Origin of the sequence: Entomobacter blattae, from assembly GCF_014672835.1 — a bacterium.
In the GTDB taxonomy this organism is placed as follows: Bacteria; Pseudomonadota; Alphaproteobacteria; order Acetobacterales; family Acetobacteraceae; genus Entomobacter; species Entomobacter blattae.
In genome coordinates this window covers 1,535,057-1,555,723 of the sequence record NZ_CP060244.1, presented here as the reverse complement: position 1 = coordinate 1,555,723, position 20,667 = coordinate 1,535,057, and the positions used below count along the sequence as shown (strand labels likewise).

Annotated in this window: 20 protein-coding genes and 1 pseudogene; 13 read left to right on the top strand and 8 right to left on the bottom strand. The window is 47.6% G+C overall.

Going from position 1 to position 20,667, the window contains the following annotated elements; all coding sequences use genetic code 11:
- The first annotated feature begins 62 nt into the window (after positions 1-62).
- Entirely contained in the window at positions 63-1,043 is a 981-nt protein-coding gene (gene secF, locus JGUZn3_RS06860) for a protein translocase subunit SecF (RefSeq protein ID WP_203412830.1), read from the top strand.
- A gap of 290 nt (positions 1,044-1,333) precedes the next feature.
- On the opposite strand, the gene JGUZn3_RS06855 is transcribed toward secF, so the two are convergent.
- The 3 genes from JGUZn3_RS06855 to pdxY all read right to left on the bottom strand — a co-directional run bounded on the left by JGUZn3_RS06855 (position 1,334) and on the right by pdxY (position 3,822).
- Complete coding sequence (locus JGUZn3_RS06855; protein ID WP_203412829.1) at positions 1,334-1,834, bottom strand: hypothetical protein; 501 nt, start codon at positions 1,832-1,834, stop codon at positions 1,334-1,336.
- 386 nt (positions 1,835-2,220) lie between these two features.
- Complete coding sequence (gene mscL / locus JGUZn3_RS06850; RefSeq protein WP_203412828.1) at positions 2,221-2,661, bottom strand: large-conductance mechanosensitive channel protein MscL; 441 nt, start codon at positions 2,659-2,661, stop codon at positions 2,221-2,223.
- Positions 2,662-2,928: 267 nt separating this feature from the next.
- Complete coding sequence (pdxY, locus tag JGUZn3_RS06845) at positions 2,929-3,822, bottom strand: pyridoxal kinase PdxY (protein ID WP_238996779.1); 894 nt, start codon at positions 3,820-3,822, stop codon at positions 2,929-2,931.
- Between the two features lie 255 nt (positions 3,823-4,077).
- On the opposite strand from pdxY, the gene rpmE reads away from it, so the two are divergent.
- The 5 genes from rpmE to JGUZn3_RS12930 all read left to right on the top strand — a co-directional run bounded on the left by rpmE (position 4,078) and on the right by JGUZn3_RS12930 (position 6,545).
- Complete coding sequence (gene rpmE, locus JGUZn3_RS06840) at positions 4,078-4,311, top strand: 50S ribosomal protein L31 (RefSeq protein ID WP_203412827.1); 234 nt, start codon at positions 4,078-4,080, stop codon at positions 4,309-4,311.
- 405 nt (positions 4,312-4,716) lie between these two features.
- On the top strand, positions 4,717-5,373 hold the full coding sequence (locus JGUZn3_RS06835; RefSeq protein ID WP_203412826.1) for a DUF1013 domain-containing protein: 657 nt from the start codon (positions 4,717-4,719) through the stop codon (positions 5,371-5,373).
- Positions 5,374-5,717: 344 nt separating this feature from the next.
- The gene (locus JGUZn3_RS06830) at positions 5,718-5,918 is read left to right on the top strand and encodes a hypothetical protein (protein WP_203412825.1); all 201 of its coding nucleotides are present in this window, start codon (positions 5,718-5,720) and stop codon (positions 5,916-5,918) included.
- A 324-nt stretch (positions 5,919-6,242) separates the two neighbouring features.
- On the top strand, positions 6,243-6,401 hold the full coding sequence (locus JGUZn3_RS06825; protein ID WP_203412824.1) for a hypothetical protein: 159 nt from the start codon (positions 6,243-6,245) through the stop codon (positions 6,399-6,401).
- A gap of 12 nt (positions 6,402-6,413) precedes the next feature.
- Entirely contained in the window at positions 6,414-6,545 is a 132-nt protein-coding gene (locus JGUZn3_RS12930; RefSeq protein WP_203412823.1) for a hypothetical protein, read from the top strand.
- Here JGUZn3_RS12930 and JGUZn3_RS06815 read toward each other — a convergent pair.
- Positions 6,484-6,642: a hypothetical protein gene (locus JGUZn3_RS06815; RefSeq protein WP_203414938.1), complete on the bottom strand. Its 159-nt coding sequence runs from the start codon at positions 6,640-6,642 to the stop codon at positions 6,484-6,486. The genes JGUZn3_RS12930 and JGUZn3_RS06815 overlap by 62 nt on opposite strands.
- A gap of 626 nt (positions 6,643-7,268) precedes the next feature.
- Positions 7,269-7,448, bottom strand: coding sequence for a YdcH family protein (locus tag JGUZn3_RS06810; protein WP_338030718.1), 180 nt, complete (start codon positions 7,446-7,448; stop codon positions 7,269-7,271).
- A gap of 206 nt (positions 7,449-7,654) precedes the next feature.
- Here JGUZn3_RS06810 and JGUZn3_RS06805 point away from each other — a divergent pair, with 206 nt between their 5' ends.
- The 3 genes from JGUZn3_RS06805 to JGUZn3_RS06795 all read left to right on the top strand — a co-directional run bounded on the left by JGUZn3_RS06805 (position 7,655) and on the right by JGUZn3_RS06795 (position 9,708).
- Positions 7,655-7,858: a YdcH family protein gene (locus JGUZn3_RS06805; RefSeq protein WP_203412822.1), complete on the top strand. Its 204-nt coding sequence runs from the start codon at positions 7,655-7,657 to the stop codon at positions 7,856-7,858.
- Between the two features lie 192 nt (positions 7,859-8,050).
- Positions 8,051-8,560, top strand: a complete 510-nt coding sequence (gene purE, locus JGUZn3_RS06800; RefSeq protein ID WP_203412821.1) for a 5-(carboxyamino)imidazole ribonucleotide mutase — start codon at positions 8,051-8,053, stop codon at positions 8,558-8,560.
- A complete protein-coding gene (locus JGUZn3_RS06795; protein WP_203412820.1) occupies positions 8,557-9,708 on the top strand; it encodes a 5-(carboxyamino)imidazole ribonucleotide synthase in 1,152 nt (383 codons plus the stop codon). Before purE ends, JGUZn3_RS06795 begins: the two co-directional genes overlap by 4 nt.
- A 1,301-nt stretch (positions 9,709-11,009) precedes the next feature.
- Here JGUZn3_RS06795 and JGUZn3_RS06790 read toward each other — a convergent pair.
- On the bottom strand, positions 11,010-11,699 hold the full coding sequence (locus JGUZn3_RS06790; protein WP_203412819.1) for a JAB domain-containing protein: 690 nt from the start codon (positions 11,697-11,699) through the stop codon (positions 11,010-11,012).
- Between the two features lie 244 nt (positions 11,700-11,943).
- Here JGUZn3_RS06790 and argH point away from each other — a divergent pair, with 244 nt between their 5' ends.
- The 3 genes from argH (at position 11,944) to JGUZn3_RS06775 (ending at position 17,730) form a co-directional block, all read left to right on the top strand.
- Positions 11,944-13,389, top strand: coding sequence for an argininosuccinate lyase (gene argH / locus JGUZn3_RS06785; protein WP_203412818.1), 1,446 nt, complete (start codon positions 11,944-11,946; stop codon positions 13,387-13,389).
- Between the two features lie 331 nt (positions 13,390-13,720).
- Positions 13,721-15,052: a diaminopimelate decarboxylase gene (lysA, locus tag JGUZn3_RS06780; protein WP_203412817.1), complete on the top strand. Its 1,332-nt coding sequence runs from the start codon at positions 13,721-13,723 to the stop codon at positions 15,050-15,052.
- Positions 15,053-15,054: 2 nt separating this feature from the next.
- A complete protein-coding gene (locus JGUZn3_RS06775) occupies positions 15,055-17,730 on the top strand; it encodes a DUF4175 domain-containing protein (protein WP_203412816.1) in 2,676 nt (891 codons plus the stop codon).
- Between the two features lie 104 nt (positions 17,731-17,834).
- Here JGUZn3_RS06775 and JGUZn3_RS06770 read toward each other — a convergent pair.
- Positions 17,835-18,107: pseudogene (locus JGUZn3_RS06770) on the bottom strand (pyridoxal-phosphate dependent enzyme); the annotation flags it as partial.
- Between the two features lie 215 nt (positions 18,108-18,322).
- On the opposite strand from JGUZn3_RS06770, the gene JGUZn3_RS06765 reads away from it, so the two are divergent.
- Complete coding sequence (locus JGUZn3_RS06765) at positions 18,323-18,616, top strand: hypothetical protein (RefSeq protein ID WP_203412814.1); 294 nt, start codon at positions 18,323-18,325, stop codon at positions 18,614-18,616.
- Between the two features lie 466 nt (positions 18,617-19,082).
- Here the strand turns inward: JGUZn3_RS06765 and JGUZn3_RS06760 are convergent, their stop codons facing one another.
- Positions 19,083-20,606, bottom strand: a complete 1,524-nt coding sequence (locus JGUZn3_RS06760; RefSeq protein WP_203412813.1) for a Ppx/GppA family phosphatase — start codon at positions 20,604-20,606, stop codon at positions 19,083-19,085.
- Between the last annotated feature and the right edge of the window lie 61 nt (positions 20,607-20,667).

Genomic DNA, 20,667 nt, shown 5'->3' with positions numbered 1-20,667 from the left:
AACTTCCCTCTCTTTCGTTTCATTATGGCCCTGTGGCCTATCAGACTTGTAAGGTTTTACCAATGTTTGTTCGCCCCGTTTTACGGTTTGTACCCAAGGGAACCAAAATTAACTTTATGAAAGGCCGCTTTATTGGCCTGGCGACGTCAGCAATCCTTTCCCTGGCCTCTATCGGCCTGTTTTTCTATCCGGGTCTAACCCTTGGTCTGGATTTTAGGGGCGGTGTGGTGGTAGAGGCCAAAACCCCTGGGCCTGCGGATTTCTCTAAAATACGCTCAACCCTTTCCTCCCACAATATTCCGGCTGCTGGGCTGCAATCCTTCGGGGGGAATGATGATGTGCTGATCCGTCTTGACAGCCCCCCACCCCAACCTAACGGAGCCGATGGCACCCAGACCCTGATTGAAAAAACCCGAGCAGCCCTTACCGAATCCCAACCTGGTATCCAAATCCTCCGAGCAGATGCCGTAGGGGCTTCGGTATCGGCCGAACTGTTCCGGAATGGCCTTTTGGCCTTGGCCATAAGCCTTGCCATGATCTGTGCTTATATATGGATACGTTTTGAGTGGGAATTTGCCATTAGTGCCGTTATAACCCTTATTCTTGACCTAACCAAAACCGTGGGCTTTTTGGTACTGACCCATTTTGAGTTTGACCTGGTTATGGTTGCGGCCATCCTGACTATTTTGGGTTATTCCACTAATGATAAGGTCGTGGTTTATGACCGGGTCAGGGAAAATCTACGCAAATACCATTCCATGCCCCTGCAAGAGCTGATCGACCTTTCCATTAACGAAACCCTGAGCCGTACGCTGGGCACTTCATCTACAGTCTTTTTGGCAGCTCTTCCCCTAGCCCTCTTTGGGGGAGCTACCCTTTCAGGTTTTGCCTGGGTTATGTTGTTTGGTATTGTAGTGGGGACCTCTTCATCCATCTTTATTGCCGCCCCGATTTTGCTTCTATTAGGCAAAAAACATATCAAACGCGGCACCCCGCCTGCTAAGGCCAAGAGCAAGGACAAGCCCCCTACATCGAAACCCTAGAATTTTGCTTCCCAACAAGAATAAGTGTTTAAGACGGACCGGGTTGGGCAACCTCGCAGAGGGAGAGACCGTACTCTATGATGCCAAAGGCCAGAACTGTATTTTAAAGAGGGCTCCCTGATCCGCATTGATGCCAAAACCCGTCTAGACGTGCGTATTGCCGGCCCACTGGTGATGCAGGTGAATAAAGAAGATGTAACCGTTAAAGGCAAGCTCCAGGTGAACGGAGACATCAAGACTGTTTTCTTGCTATTTATTCTTTTCACCTATTATTTATTGCCCTTAGATTTCTAGCTATTTCCTTTAGAAGCTGGTGGGGGCAAAGCAGGAGAGCCAGGCTTTAAAACAGGGGCCATAGAAGGGCCCATTGGTCTGTTTTGGCCCTCTCCTATTTGGTGAATGATGGCCAGAAGGGTTTTCATCTGCTTGGCGGCCTCTTCCATATTCTCCATAGAGGGGTACAAGCCCTGACGCAGCACAGCGTTACGGGTTAATTGATCTTGTTTAAGCAAGACCAGCGCATTTTGAACCGTAAGCTTCCCCGAAAGGATTAACCCTTCTATCATTCCCTGGGTGGTAAGAAAAACGTCCACCATCACAGCTGGATTGTCCTCTGCCAAATAGGGCGTATATTTTTCAGGCACCTCGTCTGTTGTTGTACAAGAGGCCAGAAACAGGAAAGAAACAGAGAGGATGCACCATTTTTTCCCTCTTTTTTGTATAACACTCACCACCACTTCAACTTTCTTCAGAAGTAACCCGCTTTGCAACCCGACCTTAACAGAAATCAATCGATAACCCTACCTTAATAAAAACGATCCCGCCTTGGGATGATTTTACCCAGCCTGTTATTCATTCAATTTCTACCAAGACCAGTTCCCCCTTCGAGGACAACTAATCTCTTCAAACTATAGGCCAACAAGCCCTTTTCTACCCCTATTTATTAAGGGCCCTGTTTATTAAAGGCACGCCGAGAAGAGCTTACCTCTAGCGCCCCATGATCCGGCTAAAGATTCTTTTGGCCAGACCCCTACTGAGCTACCCTATTTGGGCTACCCTATTTGGACTACCCTATTTAGGCCCACCCTACTTGGGCCGCCTTAGGCCACCTGACTTAGGCCAGACCCCTAAGTGAAAGGGTAAGGCCCAATAAAAGGCAGCCAGTAGAAGGCAATAATTATTTTTTGGCAAGGATATCACGAATATTTTCAAGCAATGTTTCGGTTTTTGTGGGCTCTGCTTCCGCTTCTTTAGAGGAGTATAACTTGCTGATGAGTTTTACGACCCAAAAAATGACAAAACCGATAATTAGGAACTGGATCAGGGCATTGAGAAAAAGCCCGACATTCATAGTCACTGCCCCAGCTGCCTTGGCTTCTTCCAACGTGGCAAAATGCCCTCCCCGAAGGGTAATGAACAGATTGCTAAAATCTATCCCCCCGATGAGCAAGCCGATTAAAGGCGTAAAAACATCCTTTACCAGGCTGTTAACAATCCCTGTAAAAGCAGCCCCAATGATAACACCCACGGCGAGATCAACCACATTGCCCCTTAAGAGAAATTTACGAAACTCCAAAATCCATTTGGAGAGAGGGGATTTTTTTTCTAATTCGTTCATTTTGTACTCCTTGTAAAATTGTGCTTTTATGGGGGTTCTCGCTAAACCTTTAGGCGTAACCTTATTTCAAAATACAGAGAATTTTGTTTATTTTATTAAAGAATACACCGAATAAAAAGCCCAGTCATTACCATAACGCTTATGGTCTTTTAACAAAATATTTCTTTTTGCACACCCCAAACCTGCTACAATTCCTACCAACCCAATTGCAGCGTCAATTTTAATCCCAAAATTAACCCCAACATTACCCCTAAAACGCCTCTGGTCCTAAAATGCCTCTGGGAAGAAAAGCCTTGATGGATGCACCAGTTCATTCCGTGCCGCTATAATCTGTAATTCCTCCTTCCCACTCTCATAAGTCTTTTTCATAACGCCCCATATGGCAGAGACCATAAGTTTTAACGCTTCTTGTAAAGTACGACCAGCGAGAAGGTGAAAAAGAAAAACCGCAGAGGCCAGATCGCCCGAACCCGTTGGGGAAAATGGCAAATCAGGTGTGGCCACCCGAAAGGCGTTGCCCTTCTTATCCATGGCGAGGACCTCGAGACAGTCTTCAGCAGTATCCTCCACCTTTATGCTGGTGGCGAGAATGATTGCCGGCCCATGTTGGTGCATTTTCCGGGTTAATTGATACATAGCCTGCCTGGCTGCATGAATGGTGGTGATAGGCGATTGGGCCAGATATTCCAGCTCAAAATGATTGGGGGTAATAATATCGGCCAGGCTTAGGGCCCGTTCGGCAAAAAAAGCGGGAATCTCATCTGCCACATACATCCCCCTGCCCCTATCACCCATAACCGGATCACAACAATAAAAGGCATTGGGGGCATGGTGACGCACGCACCTAACACTTTCCAGCACGGCATCGCCAATGTCTACAGCGCCTAAATATCCTGATAAAACAGCAGAAAGTTCCCCCATCTTCCCCCTCTGCTCCACCCCCTTAACCAGAGAGAGGATCTGCTCCCCGGAAAAGACCATTCCTGACCAGGCCCCATAACCCGTATGGTTGGAAAACTGTACCGTGTTGACCCCCCATACCTCAGCCCCCAGCATTTGCAAGGGGAACATGCTGGCAGAATTTCCAACATGGCCATAACTTACCCAAGACTGAATTGAGAGAATCTGGATAATATCAGCAACTGGCAAAAGCTTCATCATGTCTCCCCACAGGGGTGACTTTACCCCACCATGGCTTTTCGTTATTCTTGACCCTTACACTGCCCCTTAACGAGCTCTCCCCTGGCTTGTGCACAGCCCACTCACCTTACCTTATTGAAGGAATTATCCCCAAAGAAGAGATGATAAAGAGAAATAGCATATAAAATATTGAACATTTTTTACGAAAAAGCTATAGAGGTAGTAACTTTCCTCTCCGGTCGGTATCGGAGACCTCACGTTTATGGATTTTAAAACATGAAAAACGATATACACCCAGACTATCATGAAATTACAGTGATCATGACAGATGGCAGCGAATTTAAAACTCGCTCCTGCTATGGCAAGCCTGGCGATACCCTTCGCCTTGATGTTGACCCCAAATCCCACCCCGCATGGACAGGCGTACACAGGCTGTTAGATACTGGGGGACAAGTGGCAAAATTCAACAAACGCTTTGCAGGTATTGGCACGCGAAAAGCTGGGAAATAATCTCCTTTTAAACCTGATTTTAGCCCACTCCTCGTTCGAAGATCATCCCTTTAACAGGGATTCTCAAAGGGTAAGAAATACTCAAAATAGCAGCTGGTAAGCAAAAGAGCTGGTGGTTAAGGAAGAGAATGTTCCTGAAGCTGACGGCAAAAACTTTCCAGCTGGCTGACTACTTTTCCAGCCCGATGAATCAACAAAGGGCATGGCTTAAGGGGGTGGGTTTTTATCCTCCCCTTTTATAAACTTTGCCTAAATACTATGTTCCCACTCGAAAATATGTTATGTGTTCGGCATAGGCGATAACCTGTTACCGCGCCCCTTACTTGTGGCTTTCTGTTTTTGCTGATGTTGAGATTTTACACAACAAAGGCAGGTTTCCGTAGTGTCAAACCCCAGGATTTGTCAATGAACTTACCATTAATGCCAAAAGCCACAGCTGTGTGGTTGATAGAAAAAACTGCCCTTACCTTTGACCAAATTGCAGAATTTTGTGGTATGCACCCCCTTGAAGTACAAGCCATTGCCGATGGGGAAGTAGCCCATGGTATTGTTGGGTATGACCCTGTTGCCAACCATCAGGTTAAAGCAGAGGATATCGCCCGTTGCGAGGCTGACTCAAAACGAAGGCTTACCCTTCTTAAGCCTTCTAACCCCTTGCCTAGAAGAACCAAGGGCGCCCGTTATACCCCTGTAGCCAAACGCAACGACCGCCCCGATGCCATTGCTTTTCTTCTTCGCAATTTTCCGCAGCTTTCCGAGCAACAAATTAGCAAGCTTTTGGGAACCACAAAAGACACGATTATCAAGGTTCGGGAGCGCCAGCATTGGAATAGTGCCAATATTAAACCACGCGATCCCGTTATTTTGGGGCTGTGTAGCCAAACAGACCTGAACGCAGCCGTAAATGCAGCCAATGAGCGCCTCACCCGCGAAGGCCAAGCCATACCCCCTTCCACGCTTTATCCTCCTTTTGAAGGGTTTGAAAACACCGAACCCCCTACCCCTACAGAGACGAAGGAAGGCACTACCGCTTTTCCTATGTTTTACCAAAAGGAAGAATAATATTCCTTCCTCTTCAACTCTTTCCTCCCTGAATTCAAAGGGAACTCAGCTTTTGCCTCTTTTCGACAGAAAGCCGAATCGAGGCACACTTCTTCGCTTTGTGCTCTTTTCTCCGCTTCGTGCCCTTAAGGAAAAAGCCACCTTACGAATTGAGTAAGATTAAGAGAGATTAAGCCTATTTTAAGGGCTGTTTTTAGGATTGTAAGACCTTGCTCGCTGCAGATGATGAAGAAAGTCTTCTAACAGGAAGAGGGTAAATCTATTCACTCTTCCTGGATAATCAATCCTTCTCAATCCTTCTGGGGCCAACGGGTCACCAGCCCCTGTGAATCATCACAAGGTAGATGAAACAGCTGGCGGAGATATGGGGGCCTCTGGCAGAATATTCGGGTGAGATTCTTGAGCAGCCCGTTATAGCCAACCTTAAGGAAGGGCTGTCTGTTCTTCACTACTGTATTTGGATAAGGCAGACATTGGTAAACCCTAAATCCGGTGGCCATTCCCTATGGGCCTCAGGCATATCCACCTTAGCCCATAGGGCATAACAAATAAAAACAATGGATGACCAAAACTCGGCATACCAGTGTTCCTTCTGTACTAGCCTTTTTGCCAAATTTTAAAAAAAAACAAACATGACCCCCTCTTCTCAAAAAAAAACCTCTCTATGGAAAAAGAGGGAAATAACAGAAATGTTAAAGCCTTTTTAAGGCCCACCCTACCCGACTTTTTTGGAACAGAACCCCAATAATGGCCTTTATCAAGACCATGAAATATGAAGGGCTAGATGATTTTCATCAGCCTTATCTATATAGGGGCAGAGATCAACCCCGGCGATATTCTGATTGGAAAGGTTACTCCTAAAGGGGAAGATGCCCCCTGAGGAGAAGCTTTTATGGGCCATTTTTGATGAAAAAGCCTCACCTCTTCCCTTATGCCCGTATCAATCTACCCCGCAAGAGGAAGCGGAAATCCTCCATGAGCTTTATGGGTGCCTGTCCGCCAGCCAAGCGGGGAATGTTGCCTGGTAGCACTCCCAAGCCTTGGCAGCCTTGGATGCGGCGACACAGCAGCAACATTTTCCCGTTCTTTGTGGGGGCACAGGCCTGTATTTTAATGCCCTGGTGAAGGGTTTGGCCAGCATCCCCGATCCCACTCCAGAAGTGCGCCTGTAAAGCCGCACCCTTTTACAGGCGAAGGGGAGCGAAAGGCTGTATCGGCAGCTGGAGCGGGTTTGAAAAGGTGGGCCGATACAGCACTGAAGGCGGCCAATGAAGGTTCTAACCATGGAAAGGATCCCTTAAAGGGAAAAGCCCACTGGCTTAAAAAATACTGGCTTCCCTAGCCTCTTCTGCTAAGGATAACAGCCTTTCCAAGCTTTTCCCACGCTCACACATTTTTCCATGCTCGCACCTTAAGAGATTTGCAATACAAAAACTCAGGCCCCTATCTGCTCTTAAAGAAGCTGTTCTTAAAAAGGCTGAGAAAGGCCACGCAAGCTAAAGCTGAAGCCCCTCAGGAAGAAGTCCCTTCCTCCGAAGACCCTCCCTAAAAGCCGAGTAAGGCCGTTTTATTTGTGAGTACAGCTCTGTTATCTGCGTAAAATAGAGAGCTATAATAAAGTTAGAAAGCCATACAATTTTCGTTGGCGCAATTAGCCGGCCTCATGAAGTCAAAATGGAAACGATCAGCCTTCAAGGCTCCCTTATTCCCCCTCCCTTATTCCAAGGCTCCATCGGGCTTGGCTGTGGGCTTTTTTGTCTGCCCGTATAGTGCCCGTATCTTGATAGACCTATCATACAAAAAGATAACAAACGGGCTGTAAAACCTTCTTATGCTCAAGGGCTCACTTAGCCTTGAGAAAATTTCTTTTAGAGGCCCTAATGATAAGAATGATGCTAATGCATCTGCCTACGCAATTGTTCAATTTCATCCTTCAGCCGGAGCTTTTCCATTTTCATCTTCACAAGCAAATTCTCATCGGGGGCGGGGCGCCCTTCTTCATGTGAGATATTTTCATCAAGTTTATCGTGACGGTCCTGCAAAGCCTGAATGCGTCCATTAATTGTCATCGTCATATGCCCTTATGGATAAATGAAAACTGAAAAAGAAATCAGAAAGGCCTTTCATCATTTTTTATATATAGATCTTGCAGGCTAACAAAAAAGGGAACAAAAATTAAAAGGGAACAAAAATTGTAATTTACTGCAGAATATTATAGTGTAAAACCAACTTTGTTGCCGGCGTTTGGCCATTTCCACACGAACTGAAGAATGAGCCTGTCATGTATTTAAATCGTGATATCCTGTTAAATCGACTCCATGAGCTTAGAAGTGAACATAGAGACCTAGATACTGTCATCAACAGGTCTATCCACCATGTCCCGGCAGACCAACTCCACCTTCAGCGTTTAAAAAAGCGTAAACTCCTTTTGAAAGATGAAATTACCCGGCTGGAAAATTATATTATTCCCGATAATATTGCCTAAAAACATTAGAACTTAAAGACCATTACACGCCATGGTCAAAAAACTTTTTCTAAAAACCTTTTCTAAAAACCTTTCTGGCACGACCTTAAAAGCCCAATCCCCCAAAGAGGCCGTGGTACTGGCTCCCTTGGGGACACCTTCCCTGAACTTTTATCTTATTTACTCAAACTACGGTTATAAACTACGGTTATTATGTCCTCATCCAGCCTTTCGGCCTTTTCTTCTTTCCCCCAAATTGGGATTATTATGGGTAGCCAATCTGACTGGGCTACCATGCAACATACAGCCCAAGTGCTCACCAGCCTTGATATTGGCTTTGAAATCCGGATAGTCTCAGCCCATAGAACCCCTGACCGGTTGCGCGATTACGCCCTAACCGCTGAAGAACGGGGCCTTAAAGTTATTATTGCCGGCGCAGGAGGCGCTGCCCACCTACCGGGTATGTGTGCCGCCTGGACCCATCTACCTGTATTGGGTGTGCCCGTTAAATCCCGAATACTTTCAGGGGTGGATAGCCTACTCTCCATCGTGCAAATGCCTGCAGGAATTGCTGTGGGCACATTGGCAATTGGTGAAGCAGGCGCTGTTAACGCAGCACTTATGGCAGCTTCCATTCTTTCCCTTTCTAGTCCTGGCTTAACTGAGAAGCTGAAAACATGGCGCGCCCAACAAACGCACAATGTGGGGGAAACCCCTTCATGAGTCCCCTTCCGCCCGGATGTGTTATTGGTATTATCGGCGGGGGGCAGCTAGGGCGCATGTCCGCTACAGCTGCAGCCCAGCTGGGGTATCACACCCATATCCTCTCCAACGATGCCGACTGCCCCGCCAGAGATACCTCCACCTTTCTGACCATTGGCTCTTATGAAGATGAAGCCGTTTTGCAGCAATTTGCCAATACGGTGGATGTTGTGACCTTTGAATTTGAAAATATCAGTGCCAAAGGCCTCGATATTCTGGCCGCCCGCAAACCTGTTCATCCCTCTGGTCATATCCTGCGCATTAGTCAAGACAGGATAAAAGAAAAGACCTTTCTGCACTCCTGTAATATTCCTATTGCCCCATGGCTGGAAATAACCACTCTGGAAGACCTTGCCCAAGCAGGCCGCCAGTTTGGCTATCCTTTCCTCGCCAAGACCTCTCGCCTGGGCTATGATGGCAAGGGTCAATACTGCCTCCAAGGAGAAGCTGACCTAGTGCCCGCCTTTGAAACACTTTTCTTTCACCCCCTGGTCGCTGAAAAAAAAGTGGATTTTTTTTGTGAGGTCAGCATTCTTGTTGCCCGCAAGAAAGATGGAGAAATCGTTGTTTTTGATCCGGTAGAAAACCGCCATAAAAATGGCATTCTTGATCTAACACTCGCTCCAGCCCGCCTGCCTTTTCCTGTGATTGAGCAAATTCAAGAAATTGGCAGAACCATCGCTCATAAATTAGCCCTCATTGGCCTGCTGGCGATTGAGCTCTTTATTGATGAAAATGGGCAAGTATTGGTTAACGAAATCGCTCCCCGACCCCATAACTCTGGGCATTGGACACTCGATGCCTGTCTTTACAGCCAGTTTGACCTGCATATTCGCGCAGTTGCCAACCTTCCTCTTCCGACCCCTCAGCGCCATTCTGATGCGGTGATGAAAAACCTGATTGGCCCTGAAGGCATGGCGTTGTGGGAGGCTGCCTTGAATACCAACCTTTTTGCTGGCCATCTCTACGGTAAAAAGGAAACCCTGCCAGGTCGCAAAATGGGGCATCTGACGACCCTTTTCCCACATGGAGCCCTTCCTGGTGAACACGCCATTGCCGAGCGCCTTGCCCTGCTGGCCCCGCATCAAAGCCAAAGCCCAGAAGAGTAAGGCTAAAAGAAGAGTAAGGCTAAAACAAAAATAGAGCGAGCAATAAAGCTTTCCTATAGAAGATCCACACCTCTCAAGCAGGTTGCTCTTAAGCAAGTTGAGAGAAAAATTTGTAAGCAACGCTCTTCCTAATTGGCCACTTTATTTTAATTCCTAGATAATGAAACTCCCATCATGAAGGGCTCTGCTCTGGTAGCTTTTTCTGATAGCCGTTTCGGCCTCCTTTTTGGGCACCCTCTAATAATAGTGACCTAAAAATAGAAAAAACCGTATCTAAGATCTTATGGAGACCTCGTGAATTCTTACTCTTTTTCTATACGAATCATCTCATTTCTGATCCACGCAGAAAAACTGTTTCTCAAGTCAGAATCGGCAAAATCAATATGGTCTACTTCTTCAGCCGCAGCGACGGTCTAGAATTTCTAAAATACAGGAAACGACGTTATCATAGACTTGAGCGCTTTTTCTGGGAACAAGATTGGGCTTTTACAACGATAACCTGACCCATCAAACCCTGTAAGTCTATGCGAAAATAACTCGGTTAATGAAGAAGCAATGGCAAGAAGAAGGGGGGTTCCCTGACATAGTTTATGCCCGGACATAATCAATCTAGATTAATCTAGACATAATTAATCTGGGCATAATTAATCTGGGCATAGTTGATCTGGATATAGTTAATCCGGATATCATTAAGCTAGGCTTCCACCAAAAAACGGATAATAGGTAGAGCTCCTTCCTTGATCATGCTCAGAATATTTCTCAAGGGAAAAACATTTTTTCTGTTCGATAACACCAAAATCACCTTTACTAGTGTTGATAATCTATCAGTTCATGACTTCAAACTGGGCTCATACCTTTTCTCCGATTACTCAGTATTTCTGATGATTCAGGATTATTATAAAAACCAGGCACAGCAATATGTCTGGTTTTTTATTTGAAAGGTACCTAGGGGAAAGGTTGTTAACAGGATCCCTGGCCAATCCTTGTAAAATTTTTCCAATGCCCACATCTCAATAAAGCTCCCATACGAGAACTCCTTTCTCAATCACACTTACCGTCCCCCAGAAAAAAATTGAAAAAACTGAAAAAGTTGGAAAAGTTGGAAAAAATTGCATAACCTGATGACTTCAATGAAAAGAGGTAAACCCTATTTCACCCCCTTATAAAACCTTCCATACCCTTGCCCTATCAGCACATAGCCATAGAAGATTATACGGATTGATGACTCCTCATAGTCCTTCTGATATGAAATCTGTAAAGACCCATAATATTGGGAAGCGTGGAGTTGGGTCATACAACCTTTACAACATTCCACTTTGGGCCATGCTGACCCAGCCACCGCGGCTGATAATCATATGATCTTTGAGCTCACACCCTAACAGGATACAGATTTTACGCATACGGCGCGTTAAGGCGTCATCCTCTTTCGAAGGGGTGGGGTCACCCCCTGGATGATTATGAACCAGCACAATTCCCTTAGCCCCCAGAGAGAGGATCTGCAATGCAACCTGTCGGGGATAAACCGGCACAAAATCAACCGTACCAGAAAACAGCACCTTATCAGCCAGTAGGTTAGAATTTTCATCCAGAAACAAAACACGAAACTGCTCATTCTTCTGCCATGAAAGGCATGCCATAAAGTAGCTTGCGATCCTTTCAGGACTATCAAGCACATTACGATCTCCCAGGTGGGAATAAAGCAAGCGGATAGACATCTCCTCTATGACTTGCTTCTGTACCATAGTTTGCTCTGTTGGAGGAAACAGAACAACTTTTCCCTCGTGCTCGGCTGCGCAAAGTTCAGCAAATGTGCCGTATTCTGCGCAATAGCTGCGCGCTTTGGCTTGAGCAGCGCCCTTATCGGCCATAAAAAAGGAAAGCCAAGCTGTTATTTTTTCTTCTTCAGAAAAAGACCCCCAAAAAAAATGCTGCCCTTCAGTGTTTTTCCTTTCATCACCACGATGAGAGGGGTAAATTTCCTTCCCAGACATTGTCTTTCTCTCTTCCAGTGTCTATCTCTCTTCCTGTAAATTCTCAGCAACCAACAAACCTTCCTTGCAAGCCCCCTCAAAACTCACAATATGTAAAACCAGTCAAATAAAAACACACAGATTTTACGGCCAACAATCGACAGGCGCAACTTTTTCTCGTAAAAAGCACAAGGTGGGGAAAAGTCTTTCCCTGTTACGGGTTCGTATTGTTTTGTTCTCTAGTTACTGTCAAGGCGCTTTGTTCATGAATACCCATCCTCCCGCCTCTGGGGGCCCTCAACGACAAGATAAAGCCCCCACCAAAGCCAACCAACAATGGGGTGGGCGCTATGCTGATGGCCCCGCTGCTATTATGAAAGAGATCAATGCCTCTATCGGGTTTGATTATCGACTCTGGCAGCAAGATATTCAAGGGTCGTTAGCGCATGCCGCCATGCTTGCTAAAAAGGGCATTATCTCGCAGGAGGATGAGCAGGCAATCCGCAAGGGGCTTGAAGAAATTGCCGAAGAGATTCGCACAGGGCTTTTCAAGTTTGATGAAAATCTTGAAGATATCCATATGAATATCGAAGCCCGGCTTTCAGAAAAAATTGGAGAGGCAGGCAAGCGCCTCCATACGGCCCGCTCCCGCAATGATCAGGTTGCTACAGATTTCAGGCTTTGGTTACGAGAGCAGATCGATCATATCTGCCAGACTCTTAGCAGCCTGATGCTGGCTTTGAGCGAGCGTGCAGCCGAATATGCAGCCACCCCCATGCCTGGTTTTACCCACCTACAAACAGCTCAGCCCATTACCTTTGGCCATCACCTTCTCGCCTATGTGGAAATGCTTCACCGCGATTATACCCGCCTGCAAGATGGCCGCGGGCGCCTGAATGAATGCCCTTTAGGCTCGGCTGCCCTGGCGGGCACCTCTTTTCCCATCGACAGGGCCATGACAGCCACCCTACTGGGGTTTGATCGCCCCACTGCTAACTCCCTCGACGCCGTCTCCGACCGGGATTTTGCCTTGGAATATCTTTCTTCTCTCTCCATTATGGCCATGCATCTCTCCCGCCTGGCAGAGGAAATTGTTATCTGGTGTTCTGCCCCTTTTTCCTTTATTCGCCTCTCTGATGCCTTTACCACCGGCTCGTCCATCATGCCTCAAAAGCGCAACCCCGATGCCGCTGAACTGGCGCGTGCCAAAATTGGGCGTATTGCGGGTGCTTTCTCTACCTTGCTCATGGTAATGAAAGGCCTACCCCTCGCTTATGCCAAAGATATGCAAGAAGATAAGGAACCCGTTTTTGCTGCAACCGATGCCATAATGCTCACCTTAGCGGCCATGGAAGGCATGATATTGGATATGCAGCCCAATACCCACAAAATGTATGAATTGGCCAGTAGTGGTTTTTCTACGGCCACCGACCTGGCCGATTGGCTGGTACGGGTGCTTAAACTGCCCTTCCGCACGGCCCATCATATTACGGGACGACTGGTCAGCAAGGCAGAGCAGAAAGGCCTCCGCCTTGACGAGCTCTCCTTAACAGACATGCAAGCAGAAGAACCACAAATAACCGAAGATGTTTTTTCTGTCCTCAGCCTTGAAGCGTCCCTCGCCTCTCGTATCAGCGAAGGGGGCACTGCCCCGAAAAATGTTACCAAAGCAGCCCAGGCCTGGCTTAGCAAGTTGAAAGCACAATCATGACCTATCCCTCATTTTTAAGCCGTCTCACCCTTATGGCTTGCCTTGTCACGCTGGGCCTGGGCCTTGTTGGCTGTGGAAAAAAGCGAGCCCCTTCCCCTCCGGGACCCCCGCAAGAGATGACCTACCCACAAACCTACCCCAGGCCAGACTAACCTACCATAAGTAACCCACTATTAAGGTTTGGATATTGATAAGGTTGGGATACTGCCTTTAAAAAGGCCAAATTCTCCGGCCCTCTTGGTTGAAAGAGCCTACCCTTTTAGTCCATTTGGCTTTTTAAACTTCTTTTGACAGAACATAATTTTTGACAAAGCACATTGCGGAACTTTTTATGACGTCCTCCCCCCTCCAGCATGCTGACCCCTCCCTTCAGGCCCTTATGGAAAAGCGTCCCAACCTAACCCTTACTGAACAGGGCTTGAGCATGAGCGGCGTCGCTCTTAGCGATATTGCTGCTGAGTGTGGTACACCGTGCTGGGTTATAGATGCCACCTTTCTTCGCAAGCGGTATCGGCTTTTAAAAGCCACCATGCAGGCAACAGGGCTAGACATTGCCCTGCATTACGCCATGAAAGCCAATAGCCACCTTGCCGTGCTTTCCCTGCTGGCCACTGAAGGAGCGGGGATGGATATTGTCAGCATAGGAGAGTTTGAAAAGGCCCTTCACAGCGGGGTTCCCCCTGCTAAAATGATTTTCTCTGGTGTGGGCAAAACCCATCAGGAGCTGACCTTAGCCGTGAGCCACGCGATTGGGCAAATCAACATTGAAAGCGCTGAAGAGCTGGAAATGCTGGCCGAGGTCTGCACCCATTTGCAAAAAAAGGTCCCCATTGCCTTACGGGTTAACCCCGATGTCGATGCCCAGACCCATGCCAAAATCACCACTGGTAAAGCCGAAAATAAATTTGGCATTGCATTTGATGACGCCTTGGCCCTTTACGCCAAAGCCCAGGCCCACCCCTACCTAGAACCCCTTGGGTTTGCCTGCCATATTGGCAGCCAGATTACGAACATGGCCCCTTTTAATGTAGCCTTTGAGCGTCTGGCCGGGCTGGTTAGAGCAGCCCGAGAACAAAACCTTACCGTTAAAACCCTTGATTGCGGGGGAGGGGTGGGTATTTCCTATCGCCTAGAAGAAGAAGGGTCCATCTCTTCATTAGCTGCGTGTCTTAGCCAACATTTTTCCGGACTGGATGTTAAAATTTCCCTAGAGCCAGGCCGCTGGCTGATTGGCCCGTGCGGCGTATTGTTAAGCACAATCATTCGTAAGAAAAAAACCAGTCTCACCACCTTTCTAATCATCGATGCTGCCATGAATGATTTACTCAGGCCCAGCTTGTATGAAGCTTGGCATGGCATTCTTCCCCTCCGCACAGCCGCCTTTTCTCAGCCTCAGGAGCATGTGGCAGTTGTTGGCCCTGTATGCGAAAGTGGAGATACTTTCTCCTCTGATCGGGTGCTCCCCCATTTGCAACCCGACGACCAAATTGCTATTTTAGATACAGGGGCTTATGGTGCCGTTATGAGCTCTACCTATAATGCCCGCCCGCTAGCGACCCAGGTGATGATTGAGAACGGGCAATGGTCTGTTATTACACCCCGGCTTCCCCTTTCTGCCCTTTGGGAGAGGGAAACTATCCCTTTTACAGAAACTGAAACGTAAGAATGCGCCTACCTTTTTTCAGGTATTTTTCTGGTTTTCATACCCTTGAGAGAGCCCAAAGGCGGGCTGTCTTCATTCTCTGGCTTGAGCAGATCTTTCGTGCGCTCTCGCTTCCTTTTGTTATTCTCTGTCTCTATACTTTCCTGGGGCTTTTAGGCTGGCCCCAACTTTTACCAGATGAGGCCCGTGCGCTTCTTCTTGTGGGGTTGGCCACATTATGTGGGTGGTTCATTTACCGAGGCATACATGCTATGGTTTCTCCCCCCAAAAGCCTCGTCAATAAAAGGATAGAAGAAGCCTCCAGGCTGACCCATCACCCCCTTACAACCCTTGAAGACAAACCTGCAGAGGGATTTTCCTCCTTTTTATGGCAGGCCCACCTTGCGCGTACCCAAAAGAAAGTCCGGAAACTTAAAACTGGCTGGCCTCATTTCTCTTCCCTGACGCAAAACCATGTTCAACCCATCTATTTTGTCATACCCGCTATTGTTGCGGCCTTGTTTTACACAGGGGAGGCCACGCCACAAATGTTATATTCCGCCTTCTGGCCTGGCGTGGATACCCCCTTTACCCCTTTGCCCACCCTTCAGGCCTGGATTGTTCCCCCCGCTTATACCAACCATCCCCCCATTTTTTTAGACACAAATGCTCAAAAAATTACCACCGAGCAGAACGCTGTTTTAACCCTAACAGTCAGCCATAGCCGCTCTGCACCCACCCTTATTGCTGAACCTCACAGCCTCTCCCAAAATCGTTTTACTGCCCAATCCAGTGGAAAAGACTGGCAACTTCACACAAAGCTTCTCGCCAGCACAACCCTGACTATACGTGCACGGGGCCGCACCATCAAAAAGCTGGAAATCCAGGTGACTCCCAACCCACACCCTGCCATAAGCTGGCTTTCCCCCCCTTCTATTGTCCCCCATACCACCAAAATCCAGTTAGACTACAGGGCCAGTCAGCCTTATGGCCTTAAAGAGATCACCCTAACCCTAACCCCTCTCACCCCTCCACCAAAGGGAATGCCCAGCCATTGGACAAAACGCCTGGCATTTGATGGCCAACCCAAAACCTATACCGGTCACACACAGCTTGACCTTGCAGATAGTATCTGGGCAGGGGAACGTGTCAATGCCCAGCTCAGTGTCACCGATATCACAGGGCAGGTAGCGACCAGTAAACCTTTACCTCTTACCTTACCTCATCCTGTGTTTCGCAATCCAACAGCTGCGGCCTTGCAGAAAATGCGCAAACGATTTTATCTGGGCCATATCAAACGCAAAACCCTTTCTGAAGACCTTGCAGGTTTAACGGAAATACCTGGCCGCCCTTCAACAGACCCAGGCATTGTGGTTAATCTTTCTAGCCTATCCTGGCTGGCTGGTGCCTTTTTTATTCCCCATGAGACGATGATTGCCGAAATGCTGGACAGAATGTGGCTGATTGCTCAAGACCTGGAAACCGGGCACCAGACCTCTCCCCAAGCCTTGATGGCAGCGCTTGAACTGAAAGCCGCCCAACAAGCCGTAAACCAACAACTTGAGCGAATGAACCGCCTGGGCCCAGCAGGCCAAAATGAGGAAGAAAAGGCCGAGCTGGAACAGCGCCTTCAACGCCTTAAACAGGCCGTACTCCATAAGATGGAAAGCCTGATGCAACAGGCCCATAATGGTTCTATGCCCCTCCCCTCCATGGCGCCAGTCGATGGGTTGGTGAAGAACTTTCTCTCTAAAGATATGGAAAAGCTCCAGCAAAATGCAGAAAACAACCATACGGCTGAGGCCCTTAAAAACCTGCAAGATATGGCAGACTCTCTCCAAGGAATGCGCCAGGCCCGCCCCGAAGATGTGATTGACCTGGCCAAACAACTGGCCTTACAGCAACAATTTAACGAGCAGCAGGCCCTTGTAAAAGAGATGATACAGCACCAGAAAGCCTTGCTTGACACCACCCAAAAAAGACGGGAACAGCCAGAGGACTCTGCCTTTTCTGCTCAGCAGAGTGAACAAGACAACCAGCTTGCCATAACACCACCCAATGCGCTTACCGAACAATTCAGAGAGCATCCAGACGCCTTTAAACCCGATGGCTCTGTGACCCCCACCACCCCCCAACAGGACGAACGAAAAACCGAACAAAAAATGCAGCACGCCTTAGCCCGCGCCCTGAAAGAGCTCCAAACAGAATATGCAGAACTCTCAGGGGGAAAAATACCAGAAACCCTCAAAAAAGCCCAAACAGCCATGCATAATGCCCAAACGGCCTTATCCCATGGGGATGATTCTGCTGCCTTTAATGAGCAAAAAACCGCTTTAAATGCCCTCCAGCAGGGCCAACAGAATATGCAGCAAACCTTACAAAACCAACAAGGAGCAAGTGGACGCAGAACAGTGTTATTTCCACTTCTTTCCTCCGGAGGAGCCCAGCCGCATCATTTTGGCAATAAACCGGGGAAAACAGCACAGGAATCCTCCCAAAAAGCTGATGAAGACCCTTTAGGGCGCAAATTGCAGAATGGGGGCAGCCCTGCTCCCAATACAAACGAAACCAACCTGACAGATACAATCAGCCCGAATCAATCTCGGGCCATTCAAGAAGAGCTCCGTAAACGAGATTCCGATAGAACCCGCCCGCAACAGGAGCTGGATTATCTTGACCGGCTTTTAAAATCGTTTTAGCTAGACAATCCATACGCTAGTTAGTCAGGCAGCCTACGCGCAAGCTTTTAGGTGAGGAAGATATTATGCGGGCCCAAGCGCTAGGGTTAAGCCTGCGTTTGGCCTATACCATGCTGGCCCGCTTCAGTTTCAGCAATAATGCGTTTGCGCCCCATGCGGCGGGCGAGCAAGATTTGTCCCATAACATTGTTAAGTTTGTGGGAACCAGTGTGGTTAAGCTCTTCACATTTGAAATAGATTTTTGCATCTTTAAGCTGTTCGCTTAAATGCTGGGCATACCATAGTGGGCTTGGACGGCCGACATAATGTTTCAGATAATAGGCAAGCTCACTATGAAATGCCGGATCAGCTTTTGCCGCCTCATAGGCTTTTTTCAAGTTGTGGTGGTACTCCTGATCTGTTGGAAGGCACAGGAATTGCCATTGAAGGGAAAAAACTAACCCTTCAGCATCTTCCATCCCGGATAGCCATCATAGGGGAAAGTGTAAAACGCCGTATGAGCCGCCTGGTACAGGCCTTAAACTGGTACAGGCCTTGAAACCGATAAAACCAATAGGTGCAAAAGAGCTAATCAAGCTTTAGAACCTGACCGATGAGTACGCCCAATACCCCTGATCAGGCTTCGATACAAAAGAGAATTTATGACCTGAAAGTAACAGGCCATCTGATGACACTGGATCCTGGTCTGTATTGTATTTTTCATACCAAGAACCAGAAACCCGCTGATGATCATGGTTTTCCTGGTATTCGTATTTCTCTTCCTCCCTTTTTAAAACATAACCCCAATGTGCAGATTACGGGTTTTGAAGGGGATGGGTGGATTGGTGCAGAAAAAGGGGTACTCCTTGTTCAGGTCTCCGGAAAAGAGTCTACTCAGGTAAAGTAAGAAAACATACCTCATCTCCCCGCCAAGGGATCATAAAAACGCCCTTAAAGCCAGTATTAAAACCCCGTAAAGGAAAAAAACCCATAAGGGGTAAAAGCTGAGTAAAGGGCAGAAATGAAAGTTTCCTATTCCCCTAATCCCAGATCATCTCCCCATTAAAATACCACCAAACTCATACCACCTGGACTAATATCGCCAGAGCAATACCGCAAAAGACCAATACCACCAGAGCAATGCCAGAAGATAATTTAAAAACATCCTGGCTTTCAACTGGTAAGGGAAAGGTGCTTTACCTGATGGGGGGGGGCGTTTCGTACGTTAGCGCAGCTTTATCAGACTGGTTCTGGTTAACCTGAGAGAAGAAGGTTCATAATCTTGCAGAAATGGTTTGTCCACCTAAGCGAAGAACCAAACATCTTTGTACCTAAAAATAAGCACTGCATGAAGGATAAGGGATCATACAAACTTACCCCCCACACTCTTCTCCCGTTTCTGCAATTTTTACCTTCAGGTTCAAGGCCTGTGCCAAGCGGCTCATACGACGTTTTACACTTTCCCCCATGACAGCTACCCGGGATGGAAGATGTTGAAGGGTCAGTTTTTTCCCTTCAATGGCAATTCCTGTACCTTCCAACAGATCAGGAGTACCACCACAAATGGTATAGGCCAAACGCAGGCTTAACCCTAGCGCTTGGGCCCGCATAATATCTTCCTCACCTAAAAGCTTGCGCGTAGGCTGCATAAAGGGGGCATTAAGATCAGCCCCATACCGCATGGCCACAACCATGGCAAGATAGACCCGTTCATAATGATTAAAACTCATTGAAGGCAAAAGCAGCAACCGCCTATAGCCTTCTTCCGCCCGATAGGCAGGATGGTCAAGGGCACCAATATCAGAAAACCAGCAGGCCAGCTCCCGCAAGGCCGTTTGAGAGGGTTTTTCATACGGGCGTAAAAAATCTGTCCATTTGGCGAGGATACGTGGCAATTGCATGCTACGACCAAATTTTTTACACATTTCATAGGCCATTTGCTGCCTTGGCTCTTCTGCTGCTACAGAAAAAGCCACTTTTTGCATATACCATCCCTCTCGCAAGCCTTCTGTACTAAAAATGATTTCAGAAGGTTGAACCTCCTGCATCAAGCGCTTTAAAACAATGGCAGCGTAGGGAATGTCTTCCAACCGTTTTAACAGATCGGCCGAATAGTTCTGAATCTCCTTGGTAGGGCCTGATAAAAACCACGTCACCATTTCCTGGGCTTTAGCGGGAGATAAAGTATAATAATGAATAATGTTGAGCGGATATTTGGTATGGTGCATATAAAGCTGCGCTAGCGCACGAAACGCCCCCCCCACCAGGTAAAGCGCCTTTCCCTTACCCACTGAAAGCCAGGACACTGTTTTTAAATCATCTTCAACAATTTTACGGGCCTTGACCAAATTCCCCTCTGCACGATCGGAAAGGCGTATCACACCGAGCTTCAGGGTTTTAGCTCCTTCCACCTTCCCCTCTTTAACCCTAATCAATTCCAAGGAACCGCCCCCAATATCGGCTACGGTTCCAAACGCATCGGGAATACTACATAAAACCCCCGTTGCCGAATATTCTGCCTCTTCCTCTCCCGAAATAATCCGGATCGGCACACCAGGCAAATGGTTTTGTAACCCAGCAATAAAGTCCGCTCCATTGGTGGCATCCCTCACAGCAGCCGTTGCCATAACCTCGTAAGGAGTAGCCCCCATGGCACGGGCTATGGTATTAAAACGCCTTACCACATCTAAGGCCAGTTTCATGCCCTGGGCATTGAGCTTGCCAGTTTGGGTGAGGCCTTTGCCAAGCTTTAAAACTGCTTTTTCATTGAAAATTGTCAGAGGATTACGCGAAACTCCTTCAAAAATAACCATACGGGTAGAGTTAGAACCCAAATCAATCAGGGCAGACCGTGGTAAAAGGCTCGTTTCTGTTATTTCTGGCTCGTAAGGGGACATGTAAAATACACTCTCCTGTTTTAACTGATAACACCCAAGCCCCCATAAGGGAGCCGTCTAG